Source organism: Psychrobacter glaciei (genome assembly GCF_014652895.1).
In the GTDB taxonomy this organism is placed as follows: Bacteria; Pseudomonadota; Gammaproteobacteria; order Pseudomonadales; family Moraxellaceae; genus Psychrobacter; species Psychrobacter glaciei.
This window is the reverse complement of record NZ_BMZR01000006.1, coordinates 26,409-39,093: the sequence shown is the minus strand read 5'-3', so window position 1 is coordinate 39,093 and position 12,685 is coordinate 26,409. Positions and strand designations below refer to the sequence as shown.

Below are 12,685 nucleotides of genomic sequence, written 5' to 3'. Positions count from 1 at the left end.
TTTGCTTTAAAATAAAATGATAATACTCTTATTTAAACAACTTATCTATAAAGTAAGCTGATATAACAGCAATGTTACACAAAAAATAAATGCCGCTCTTTTAGTATCTTTCAATTGTCTACCAAAGATACTTTATCAATAACTCTCAATCACCTGCATCAGCTCATATCTGAGCATATCGGCACTGGGCATGCGCTCAGCGTGAAAGCGAACCATCGCAATGCCTGCACTGGCTAGAGCTTTGTCTTTTTTATCGTCTGCTTTTTGACGTGCTTTGCTACTATGCGTCCAATCATCAAGCTCTATAGCGACTAATGTAGTCTGAGCATCGACATCCACGATCACATAATCCACGCTTTGACGGCAGATACGATTGAACCAAAAGCTACGCTCAGAAGTCTCATCACTATTGGCTTCGATGATGCGTGACAGCTGAACTTGGACAAATATATGATATTCCGGCAATGCATTTTTTAACTTATTAAAAAATATTACCTCGGTATCGGTCATGATGGGCATCGGTGCAAATGGCCAAATAGCCAGCTCATCGCCGCGTACTGGCTTTAGATCAGGCTCAACGACTGGGGGTTTTTTCAATAGCTTTGGTACGGTAATCAGCCCTAAAAACCCAACAGCCAATATTAAAAATATAACGCCAAATGACATGGTTTTACCTTATACAATATGAAAGTGATTAGCTGAGTGTCATCATTCGCAATGAATCCATGACGGGCCGATCACAGCAGGGCAACCTTTATAGGCTGACAGGTTATACAAAAAGAGATAGTAAAAATGGCGCTTATCTTAACTAAGGATGCGCCAATCGGCAATCTATAAAGCAAAAAAACACGACAGCATATGTCGTGTTTTGATAGGAAGTGAATAAAGACCCAACCAATATCTTGAAAAATGTCTCGTCTATTCAGATGTAATCATTTAATGATAGTAGACGAGCCTCTATCTTAACGCCAATAAAGCACCCAAGCGCTCGTCGTATTTACTTTGGGATCGCTATTGATTTTGTCTTTTAGTGCCAAGGCCGCGACTTTGCCACGCTCAGGACCTACGACGACTCGGACGCCGCGACTGGTAGCGCTGGTCTTCACTTGATAGCCTGCTGATTTGAATTTTTTGGCCAGCTCATCGGCTTTAGCTTGGTCATTCGCCAAGGCAACCTGCACCCCAAAGCTGCCTTTAGCATCGGTTTCTTTGACTTCTTTACGGGCTTCACTGAGTTTTTGCTGAGCGTCGCGTTTGGCATCAGTCGATTTTTTTGCGAGCGCATCTTCTTTTTTGCGTTTTTCTTCACGAGCCTGTTCAGCTGCTGCTGCTTCACGTGCCAAACGATCCACCTGCTTACGCGATGGAATGGTAATACTCTGACCCAGTTGTAGCGATGTCGATGGCGAAAGATTATTCGCTTGTGCCAATACTTCTACGGGCATATTGTATTGCCGCGCCAGTTTTATCAGCCCATCACCTCTTTTTACTTGATAGTCAGAAGGCGATTTTGGTGGCTCATTTTTGGCGGCTTCTGCTGCTTGTTCCACCGCTTGTTTCTTTTTCTCAGCCATGGTCTGAGCATCAGCTTGCTTTTTAGCTTCCGCTTGGCGTTTGGCTTCTGCTTCTTTTTTGGCGGCAGCTTGTTCTTTTAGTACGGCCTGTTTTTTGGCTTCTTGTTGCTGGGCTTGAGTGGCCTTTTGCTTATCGCTATCGCTCGTGTTGATCGCCGCGGCAGTTGCTTGATCATTAGTACTAGGCTGTGCGCTTGAGGGTTGAACCACATTTTGAGCAGCTTCTGAACTGTCGTCATCGGCGGCAGCGGGTGCACTATTGGCTATATACTGCTGATTTTCCGCACGCGATTTTGCCAAGGCTTGCGCCTCTGCAGTCTCTTGCTCCGTCAAAAACTGCTGCGCCCGTTTTTCTTGCTCAGCTACCCGCGCAGCACGTTCTTTTTGCTTTTGCGCCAGGATACGCTTTTCAGTGTCGATGTCAGTGGTCAGTGGCTGCGGCGCCTCTTGCTCGGCACTTGGCTTATCGACCATTGCCGTCGCTGGCTCGGATGTATTACCATCACCAATTTGTTGCACCATGGCATATAGCATCACGCTACCGCCGATAATCATCCCAATGCCCAATAAGGCTTGTCTCGAAAAGTTCATCCGTTTACGTCTCTTAGTTGGTAATAAGGTTGATTGGTCAGCGCGGTTATTGTTAAAACCCTATCAGCTAATATCCTACCAGTCGTCTTGATAAATAGCCACTGCCGCCAGTTACTGCCATCCTCTCTCAAAGATTATGTCATATTTATAACAGCACTTTTTTATGAAAGCTATTCTTTATGAAAGTACTTTTTATAAAACACTTTATAAAGTACCTTATAAAAAGCCTCTTTGTTTGTAAAAGCTCTTTGATTATAAAGTATATTTTTTATGCTGTCTGCTCTCACGCTGCTGTTAAGATTAACATTAAACCCGTCATATTTTCACTTAATTTCTCATTTTTCAAGTGCCGCCAATGCCTCACCAATAGTATGGAAGGAGCCACAAACGACAATGAGATCTTGTGGTTGACTGCCATTTATAACGGCCTGCGTCGCTTCTGATAAACGTTTAAACTCATGTATCTGCGCACTATCCACATAGTTGCTTAAGATACCTTGCAACTGCTGAGTACTCGCCGCACGTGGATAGTCAATTTCAGCGATGAACCAATCACTAATCGGCAAGCCTGATTCGGTCAAACGCTGCACGACCTTGTCGATATCTTTATCCGCCAGCATGGAAAATAGCATTTTAATGGTTGCAGGTGCGCTATTGGTTTGTTCATCACTATTTTGCTTCGCTACATACTGCCAGAGCGGTGATAATTGCGCTAATAAAAACTCAACCCCCTGCTCGTTATGTGCCACATCAAATAGCCAGTGACGATTCTCTAACTCTCGATAATCAAAGCGACCTGCCAATTTAACGGTCCGTAGCGCCTGCTCAATAGCAGCAATATCGACAGCTAATGAACTGGCTAACACTGCTGATAAGGCATTGGCAGTATTGGTCAATGACAATGCTGGTCGTGGCAATTGTAGAGTAACAGCAGCATTACTGTATTGCCAAGTAATTGCGTCGATCTCGCGATAATGAAAATCTTGCCCGACTTGATAACAAGTTGCTTGATTCTTATCGATAGCCTGTTGCACGCTGGTTGGCATGTCGGTAGCGCCATAAATTAGGGGAATACCATTGCGTAAGATTCCTGCTTTTTCGCGACCAATATCTTCGACATTGTCACCGAGCCAATCGACATGATCGATACCAATATTGGTAATCACCGCCATGTCAGGGTCGATAATATTGACGACATCTAAGCGCCCACCGAGTCCCACTTCTAATACCCATACATCACAGTCGGCTTCGGCAAATATCAATAAAGCAGCCAATGTCGTCATCTCAAAAAACGACAACGTCAAATCGCATTGTAAGCGTGCTGCCTCTACTTTGCTAAAAGCCTCAATCAGCGTCTGGTCGCTGACCATTTCGCCATTGATGCGTACCCGCTCGTTAAAGGCGCTGAGATGCGGTGATTGATAGAGAGCAGTTTTATAACCTGCTGCTTGGCACATCTGTGCAATCACTGCCGTCGTTGAGCCTTTACCATTGGTGCCTGCCACGGTAAATACATAAGCATCATCTTTCGCTGACTGTACCACACCCAGTGCTTCAGCGACTGGCAACACGCGCGACAAGCCCATATCTATCGCTGAGACGTGTATCTGCTGCATATAATCAAGCCATTCCGTTAAGTCGGCTTTATCATTGGGGCTAGCGGGATTAGAAGCTTGGGAATCAGACATGGCGCAAACCTATATATAATTTTATGAAAATAAAAACCGTGTATCTGCTAACTAAAACCAAAAATAGCATTTACCGTTATATGACGATAAATGCTATTAAGGAGTTTTGCATATTTTAGAGATATTAACACGCTGCTAAGCAGTTATAAAACTTATAAACTTAATCCGCTGTTTATTTGGTGCTAAGCATTAACATTAGGAACGCCACATAACTTCGCCAGCAAGCGATAAATGGTATCGATAAGCTGATGACGATGTACCACTTCATCGACCACGCCATGCTCTAACAAGAATTCGGCACGCTGAAACGGTTCTTCTAATGTCTCACGGACGGTTTGCTCAATCACGCGCTTGCCAGCAAAGCCAATCATGGCTTTTGGTTCTGCCAGATGAATATCACCGAGCATAGCGAGCGATGCAGTCACACCGCCATAAACGGGATTGGTCAGCACGACGATATACGGCACGCCAGCAATTCTTAAGCGTTCAATTGCTGCTGCGGTACGAGCCATCTGCATCAAAGACAACAGCCCCTCTTGCATACGTGCACCGCCTGAGGCTGCAAAGCAAACTAGAGGTACTTTGTCTTCAAGCGCTTTTTCTGCCGCTTGGACAAATCGATCGCCGACGACTGACCCCATCGAGCCGCCCATAAAGCGAAAATCAAAAGCACAAGCCACGACGTCAAGATTGCGCAGCTTACCATACATGACAATCAGTGCTTCAGATTCGCCCGTTTTTTCTTGTGCTTCACTCATACGCTTTGGATATGGCTTACTATCGACGAATCTCAGCGGATCTTTTGCCGTAAATTCTTGCCCAAGCTCACCATCTACTTGATCCAATATCCAATGCAGACGCTCGCGAGCACTCATCGGTAAATGATGATCGCAATGCGGGCATACATAGCAGTTAAAGATAAGCGCCGTGTTGGTAATCATCGAATGGCAATTACTGCACTTGGTTGACGGTTCGGTCTCTACTGCCGTCAAAGGCGCTGTTAATTGCTGCTTGATACCTGGTACCGAGCGATTAAACCACGATTGCCCAGCGGTGTTACCGTTCGGCTCGACGTTGTTTTTTTCAGTATTATTAGGATTAGTCATATCAGGTTTTGTTATTGTATCAGTCATATTATTTGCCATCATCAAAGGCTTATCGACAAGTTGGCTCATTCCCTTGTCCTTGAGAGTTTAATGGTTGTCTAAACAAAGTGTCAAATACCAGCATAACATGAGCAGTTATGGGACACGTTTACATATCCATATCGCAGTCTATCGTACTTATGGATAAATATCAGCGATAGGAGTATCAACAAATGCTATTTTAAAAACCACTATCATAATTATATTAGTTTACACTCGTAAACTAAATTTAGCAAAGTCATTTGATCTTGTGTTTATAAATACTAAGCGCTCATAAATATTAAGTGCTTATAAATATTAAGCGCTCATAAATACTAAGTCTTTATAAACCGTAAATCAACGTGGCTACGCTACTGACTATTTCTCAGGTTCATACAGGGGAACTTATATCAGGTCAATGATGAATGCCAGTGAGTCGCCTGCCATCAGCAAACGCTACCCATTCTGCTATATCGATGACTTCTATAGCGATCGCCATATAAGGCAATTACCATATAAATCTAAGCGCTCAAGCTATCCAACGCGCCGCGTAGCTCGTCCATCTTAGCCATGATTTTTTGCTGAGCCGCCGCAACAGCCGTCGCATCGCTCGCATCTATATTAGCAAAATTCTGTACCAACGCACTGCCAACGATGACACCATCCGCATAAGTACCAATCGCTTTTGCAGAAGCCCCATCACGGATACCAAACCCGACACATACTGGAAGGTCTGTCGCGGCTTTAATGGCTTGCACTTGGGTCGCCACGGCAGCTGTATCTAGCGTTGCTGAACCTGTCACGCCTTTCAATGACACATAATAGATATAACCGCCACAATGGGTTAATACTTGCTTACGGCGCTCAGGCAAAGTGGTTGGGGATAGTAAGAAAATCTCATTTATCGAGTTGTCAGTTAAGTGCTGGGTAAAGCTACCCGCCTCTGCTGGTGGCAAATCAACCATCAAGATACCATCGACGCCAGACTGCTCACACAGCGCCACAAAGTTATCATAACCAATGATTTCAACTGGGTTGAGGTAACCCATCAAAATAATTGGCGTCTGTGTATCTGTTTGACGAAACTCAGCGACCATTTTTAATGCATCACGCGTACTGGTACCTGCGGCTAATGCACGCTCACCTGCTAAGGCAACGACTGGGCCATCAGCCATTGGATCAGAGAAGGGTAAGCCCAATTCGATCATATCTGCACCATGCTTCACTAAGTCATGAAGCAAGCCTACTGTCGTCTCTGGATTGGGATCGCCTGCCATTACATAAGGAATAAGGGCTTTTTTATTTTGTAATTTTAACGTTTTAAAAGTGCTTTCAATTCGGGTCATAGTGTTCTCTTAATTAATTTAAAGTTAATCTTTTATTATTGAGTCGCGTAACACACATAGTCTCTCTACTAATAACCTAATAACCTTACCAGTCGATATTTAGCTGTTCGGTACGGTTATAGAGTATATGAGTTAATAATAACGCTACTTGTATTCTATGAATCTGATAATGATTGTCTAAATTATCGTTTAAAACATAACTTCCAAGCGTTGACTTTAATAGTACAAATTCTGATAACCCATCCCCATCAAGTGAGTCAGGAATAATATTATCCTCGAACCTTTCACTGGTATTAGGCTTGTAGAGTACTGAAATACCACTATCATCTTTTTCAATGTTATAAACAATTTCATCTATATTATCAAAACAAATCACTTTCTCTTTACGGCGACTATTTGAGAGGACTCTTAATTTATCAGAGGTAATAGACAGAATAGGTTCTAAATGCCAATCAATATTTTTTGCCACATATTTACTAGGTAAGTTTTGGCCTTTTTCTTTACGAAATGCTAAGTAATGAGAAAATATGTGCCATAACATGAACATACTACATATAACAAAAATGGATTGAAATTTTAATAAATCATTACTACCTAAGAACTTCTCTGCTAGATACAAAATAAAGCCGATCGCTACCGAGAGCAAAGCTAGTTGCATACTATCAACAAACTTTTCACTTTGAAAAAACTTTAGTTCTTTCTTAGGCAGTAGCGTATTAATGCTCAAGGGCAGGCTAAGTGTTAGCTTATCTGGAAAGCTATTTAGCTCAAATAAATTATGATTCACCGTACCCTCAACATCAGATAACTCTCAAGTTAATAATGGAACTAAAGTAGATTCGAATGATAGGAACTCTAAAATCGTAGTAATCTAAAGCTCAATCCCTTCTGCTTTCATTACTGAGTGCAAATCTTTATCACCACGACCCGACATGTTCACAATAATCGTTTGATCAGGCGTCATCGTCTTAGCTAGCTTCAATGCATAAGCGACGGCATGCGCAGATTCGAGCGCAGGGATAATACCTTCTTTGCGCGTGACTTCATGAAAGCCTTCTAACGACTCTTTATCGGTACAGCCCACATATTCAACGCGCTTCATGTCTTTTAGGAAGCTGTGCTCAGGGCCAACGCCCGGATAATCAAGACCCGCAGAGATAGAATGCGTCTCTTGAATCTGTCCGTCATCATCTGCCATTAGATAAGTACGATTGCCGTGCAATACACCAATACGACCAGCAGCAAGTGGCGCTGAATGACGACCCGTTTCGATACCATCACCCGTCGCTTCGACGCCGTACATTTTGACATCAGTATCATTTAAGAAGTCAAAGAACAGACCAATCGCATTCGAGCCACCACCGACACAAGCGACCAAGGCATCAGGTAATTTGCCAGTCATTTGCAAATGCTGAATGCGCGCTTCTTTACCGATAATCGCTTGGAAATCACGAACCAACAATGGATAAGGATGCGGGCCAGCGACCGTACCAATAATATAATAGGTGCTATCGACATTGGTGACCCAGTCGCGCATCGCTTCGTTCATCGCATCTTTAAGGGTACGTGAGCCAGAAGTGACTGGCACAACCGTCGCACCAAGCAAACGCATACGGTAGACGTTCATCTTTTGGCGTTCGACATCATCGGCACCCATATAGACGATACATTCTAACCCTAAACGTGCGGCAATCGTCGCCGTGGCTACGCCATGTTGACCTGCGCCCGTCTCAGCGATGATACGTTGCTTGCCGCTCATCTTGGCTAGCAAGGCTTGTCCGATGGTGTTATTTACCTTATGCGCGCCAGTATGGTTAAGGTCTTCACGCTTAAAGTAAATTTGCGCGCCGCCAATCTCATCACTGAGACGTTTGGCATGATAAAGCGGGGTTGGGCGACCGACATAATTGACCAAATCGTTGTGATACTCTTCCCAGAATGCAGGGTCTTTTTTAACTCTGTTATATAACGCTTCTAGCTCTTCTAGTGCTGCCATCAATGTTTCAGAGACAAAACGACCACCATGCACACCAAAGTGCCCACGGGCATCGGGATACTGATTGAAGTCTTGCACATCAGTTGGATTGGTAAAAGTATTGACGGCTTGTGCCGTGGCTGATAAATCTTTGTTAGCGACATGACTCATGATAATTCCTACTGTAATAAGTGGTATTTTTTAATATAAATAGTGGAGAACGAAAAAATAAGATTTAAGCAGAAAATCGGAATAACGACCAAATAAGGATAAAGGTGCTTTATGAATCGCTTAGATGGCGTCAGTGACCGTCACGCTTTGCCATCGATCGCGTTTGACCGCTTTCATAAATGCGCGCATTTTGGCAGCATCTTTTTTACCTTTAGCTGCCTCGATGCCACCGCTGACATCAACGGCATAAATGGGTAGCGCTGTCGTCGCAGCGACGTTTTGGGCATCAAGACCGCCCGCTAAGACAATCGGTAGCGAGCTATGGTGAGGAATAAGGCTCCAATCAAAGCGCGCACCCGTACCGCCATATTTATGCTGATGATAAGCATCGAGCAAAATACTACTTGCCCCTGCCGCTGCAAAGCCATCAATACGTGCGCTCACACTATCTAGCGTATCTTGCTCCGCATTGATGCGTAAGGCTTTTATCCAGCGTTTATTGACCGCGTTTGCCAATTGTTGGCACTGCTCAGGGTTTTCATCACCGTGGAATTGAATGATATCAAATGCGACATTGTCCGCCAGTTCAACCAGCGCTTCGTGTGACATATTAACCACCAAGGCGACGACGCTGACAAAGGCAGGAACGGCTGTGATTAAGGTTTTGGCTTGTTCCATGGTCACAGCACGTGGACTGGGCGGATAGAATACCAAGCCGACCGCCTCTACACCCAATTGGGTGGCGGTATGAATATCAGCTACGTCGGTAAACCCGCAAAACTTCACGTGCATGGTGTGACCTTAAAATACAGCAGCCAGTGATTGGCTGTCATAGCGATTGAGCATAAAATGATGAGGATTTGTTACTCAATGAGTAAATCAATTGCATCCAAAAACTTATCCTAGCATACTTTTATTCATAGTTTTGTTTATGATTGCGATTGATTAATATGAGGATACTTAATGTCTAACACTGCGTCGGCAACTACCAATACCATTGATAACAACACTGACAATAACAATGATAATAACAGCACTAGCCCCGCCCATTATTTGATGTGGTTTCGCCGTGATCTACGCCTACATGACAACACCGCTTTAGCAGCGCTTTGTGAGCGTGCCCATGATAATGACGCATCAGTAAGCGCTGTATTTTTCCTCACGCCTGAGCAATGGCAAACGCACGATATGTCATTGGTTCAACTCGATCATATCGCCCGTACCTTGCCTATATTGGCAAATGACTTGCACAAACAATTAAATATCACCTTGCATGTACAAGTTTGCGATAGTTTCTCTGATTGTGCGGATTCATTAAGCGCCTTATGTGCAGCCAATAATATTAGCGGCGTCATGGCCAATCATGAATACGAGGGTAATGAGATTGAACGTGATGAAGAAGCGAACAAGCTGCTTGCAAAAAATGACATCGAGTTTATACGCTGGCATGATCAATGCATTTTACCACCGAAAAGCATCACCACCAATGACGATAGTATGTATCAGGTATTTACTCCATTTTATAAAAAGTGGCGGCATACCTTGGAAGTTAGCAACATACAACTGCATAAAGCTTTAGCAATCGATAGCAACATCGATAGCAACAAGGCTGCTTTGAAAATCTCAAAAAAGGCAGCAAACACCGTTGACGCGATAGAAGCATTAAGCCAAAAAGTGGTTGAAGACTACCAACAGTCATTAGCAGATAATACCCAGCTCAGCCATATTGATAGTGAGGCACAGCTTACTAACGCACGTGACGCCTATCCTGCTGGAGAAGTGGTGGCTTGTCACCGCTTGGATCAATTCGTTGCGGATGATATTCATAACTATGATGTGAGCCGCGATGTGCCAAGCTTGCACGCCACTAGCCAGTTGTCAGCATATCTGACGATTGGGGTCATCAGTCCCAGACTTTGCTACTTGCAAGCCGCTAAAGCACAAGAGCAACTGCATGGTAATGATGGCGACAATGAAGATATTAACCGCTGGATCAGTGAGCTGGCGTGGCGAGACTTTTATCGTCATGTATTAGCGGATAAACCAAAGCTTATTCAGCATCAGGCTTATAAACATGAGACCGATATTAAGATTAATTGGTCATACAATGAAGATGATTTTGATGCGTGGTGTACGGGCAGGACTGGTGTGCCCTTAGTCGATGCCGCGATGCGGTGCTTAAATGCGACAGGCTTTATGCACAATCGCTTGCGCATGGTCACCGCGATGTTTTTGACCAAGGATTTACTGATTGATTGGCGGTGGGGCGAGCGCTATTTCATGCAGCAGCTGATAGACGGCGACTTTGCTTCTAATAATGGCGGTTGGCAATGGAGCGCCTCGACCGGTACGGACTCTGCACCCTACTTCCGTATTATGAATCCCTTTAGCCAAGCCAAAACGCATGACCCTGATGGGGAATTTATAAAGGAATGGTTACCTGAATTAAAGGATATGCCTGCCAGCACCTTGCATAGCGAAGACAAAATACGTAAAGCTATCAACACCGACGATATGTTTGGGAAGGTAGATTACCCCGCACCAATGGTCGAACACAAAGCGGTACGGCAACTGGCGATTGCTGAATTTAAAAAATAATGAAGCACGGCATCATAGGGAGACGAATATTCATAGAATAAGGTCTATTGGCTAAAAAACACGTGACTGACTAACCGCTTCGCTACTTAACTTCCGTCATAGTGCTTTCGGGAACATCAACATTGTGAGTGTTATTTGGCGTCTCTAATGTTTTTATTAGAATGCTATACAAAGCAAATGCTAATAAGGTGAAGCTGATAATTAACAATATCGATGTCGCAAACGGAAGTCTTTCTGTTAGCTTGAGGTCTTTATTCGATTTATCGCGCTTATCATTAGTAGCAGGTTGATTATTGAAAATTGTCATATGCATCACCTCTTATATTATATGAGTTTTCTTATCATCAATATTTATAAGACTGGTATAAATTTTTCTAGGACGTGTCATCATTTAGACGTAGGCTTTGAAAAATTGGTTTCAGCAGTACTTTATTCTTTTTTTAGAATAAATTCATTATATACCACTATAATAGCGTGGTTATCGATAATTTCAAACTAAAAATATTAGGGCGTGTCCTCAATCTGAATGGAAGCAACTAAGTGGGCTAAAAATGAAGAGATGCCTTGACTAGAGCCCTCAATAAGCATTTAGGTCTCAAAATCTACGACGTACTTACTGGCAATTGACACGCGCCTGCCCCTTGAGTAGTAACCGTCACAATTGCACCTGTCAACGCAAACAGTTGCTGCAACTGCGTTTGGGCGTTCTGTAATGCCATATTCATTACATCACCGCGACAAGCACGTTCAAGCACTTCTTTTTTGGCCATACTCTGTGCTTGGTCAAATATCTTAGGATCAATTTGCATCATGCCAAAAGCCCCTGTCTGCCAATCATAAATCTCGATATCATCCAAATAGACTGAAAATATCTCTGAAGGTGGCAAAGTAATATTAATCTGAGGCATTATAGAAGCTGGAGTATTATTATCGCCTTCCTGCGCTTCCTCTAGTGTGGCATTAATTTGTGCTGTAGTAGGTGGTATCACTTGCACCATTCCAGGCGTCAATGCACTCAGATCAATCCCTGCCTCTACGCGACCACGGGCGATAAACAAGCCCTTTTGCTCATCTTGCCATAACTTCATCCAGCTCCCTGGACGCTGGCTTGTGATGACAGTATCTACGCTAAAGGCGACCGTTTGTAGGCGATTGAGCTGCTGAATCTTCGTGACCACACCCTCACGAGTGATGGTCTCTATCGGTGCTTCTTCAGTTATATTTTGCGCAGTATAAATAGCAAAAACGAGCGCTGCCAAACCAAAAAGCAATACAATCCACGACATTGTGGCGATGGGTTTTTTGCCTTGTGGATTGGTCTTATTAGCATTAACAGAAGATCGATTATCAGGACGGTTCATATAAGCACCTTTAAAGTTTCATCGTTTATTTTTATAACTACACACTTTTAGGACTACACAGTTAGGACTGCACAAAAGATCACGTCCTAAATGATAAATGCTATTTTTGAGCAACGACTTCAAGTAATAACTACCAATCCTCTACATAATCTTTAATGAATACCTCTATGTAAAGCACGATATCTTTCCACACATTTCCACACAAATGCCTTTAAAATCAGCAAATCATCGGGTTACTGTCGTGATATTTACCTGTT

General features: G+C 43.4%; 11 protein-coding genes. 1 reads left to right on the top strand and 10 read right to left on the bottom strand.

Features of this window, described 5'->3' with window-relative positions; translation table 11 throughout:
• Positions 1-135: 135 nt before the first annotated feature.
• From IE130_RS11890 to IE130_RS11855, 8 genes are all read right to left on the bottom strand, one after another.
• The gene (locus IE130_RS11890; RefSeq protein WP_189586245.1) at positions 136-666 is read right to left on the bottom strand and encodes a DUF2726 domain-containing protein; all 531 of its coding nucleotides are present in this window, start codon (positions 664-666) and stop codon (positions 136-138) included.
• 296 nt (positions 667-962) lie between these two features.
• Positions 963-2,165 carry an SPOR and LysM peptidoglycan-binding domain-containing protein gene (locus IE130_RS11885; protein ID WP_189586242.1) on the bottom strand — a complete coding sequence of 401 codons (1,203 nt, stop codon included), beginning with the start codon at positions 2,163-2,165 and terminating at the stop codon, positions 963-965.
• A 335-nt stretch (positions 2,166-2,500) separates the two neighbouring features.
• Positions 2,501-3,853, bottom strand: coding sequence for a bifunctional tetrahydrofolate synthase/dihydrofolate synthase (gene folC / locus IE130_RS11880; protein ID WP_189586239.1), 1,353 nt, complete (start codon positions 3,851-3,853; stop codon positions 2,501-2,503).
• Between the two features lie 182 nt (positions 3,854-4,035).
• Complete coding sequence (gene accD, locus IE130_RS11875; protein ID WP_189586383.1) at positions 4,036-4,998, bottom strand: acetyl-CoA carboxylase, carboxyltransferase subunit beta; 963 nt, start codon at positions 4,996-4,998, stop codon at positions 4,036-4,038.
• 500 nt (positions 4,999-5,498) lie between these two features.
• Positions 5,499-6,323: a tryptophan synthase subunit alpha gene (gene trpA / locus IE130_RS11870; RefSeq protein WP_189586236.1), complete on the bottom strand. Its 825-nt coding sequence runs from the start codon at positions 6,321-6,323 to the stop codon at positions 5,499-5,501.
• 85 nt (positions 6,324-6,408) lie between these two features.
• On the bottom strand, positions 6,409-7,110 hold the full coding sequence (locus IE130_RS11865) for a hypothetical protein (protein WP_189586233.1): 702 nt from the start codon (positions 7,108-7,110) through the stop codon (positions 6,409-6,411).
• A gap of 84 nt (positions 7,111-7,194) precedes the next feature.
• The gene (gene trpB, locus IE130_RS11860) at positions 7,195-8,397 is read right to left on the bottom strand and encodes a tryptophan synthase subunit beta (RefSeq protein ID WP_189586380.1); all 1,203 of its coding nucleotides are present in this window, start codon (positions 8,395-8,397) and stop codon (positions 7,195-7,197) included.
• A 192-nt stretch (positions 8,398-8,589) separates the two neighbouring features.
• A complete protein-coding gene (locus IE130_RS11855) occupies positions 8,590-9,261 on the bottom strand; it encodes a phosphoribosylanthranilate isomerase (RefSeq protein ID WP_189586231.1) in 672 nt (223 codons plus the stop codon).
• A 171-nt stretch (positions 9,262-9,432) separates the two neighbouring features.
• On the opposite strand from IE130_RS11855, the gene IE130_RS11850 reads away from it, so the two are divergent.
• Complete coding sequence (locus IE130_RS11850; protein ID WP_189586228.1) at positions 9,433-11,067, top strand: cryptochrome/photolyase family protein; 1,635 nt, start codon at positions 9,433-9,435, stop codon at positions 11,065-11,067.
• Between the two features lie 82 nt (positions 11,068-11,149).
• Here IE130_RS11850 and IE130_RS11845 read toward each other — a convergent pair whose 3' ends face one another.
• Together IE130_RS11845 and IE130_RS11840 are read right to left on the bottom strand one after the other, a co-directional pair.
• A complete protein-coding gene (locus tag IE130_RS11845; RefSeq protein WP_189586225.1) occupies positions 11,150-11,374 on the bottom strand; it encodes a hypothetical protein in 225 nt (74 codons plus the stop codon).
• 295 nt (positions 11,375-11,669) lie between these two features.
• Positions 11,670-12,428 (bottom strand): DUF4230 domain-containing protein, encoded by a 759-nt coding sequence (locus IE130_RS11840; RefSeq protein ID WP_189586222.1) that lies wholly within the window; start codon positions 12,426-12,428, stop codon positions 11,670-11,672.
• Positions 12,429-12,685 lie beyond the last annotated feature (257 nt).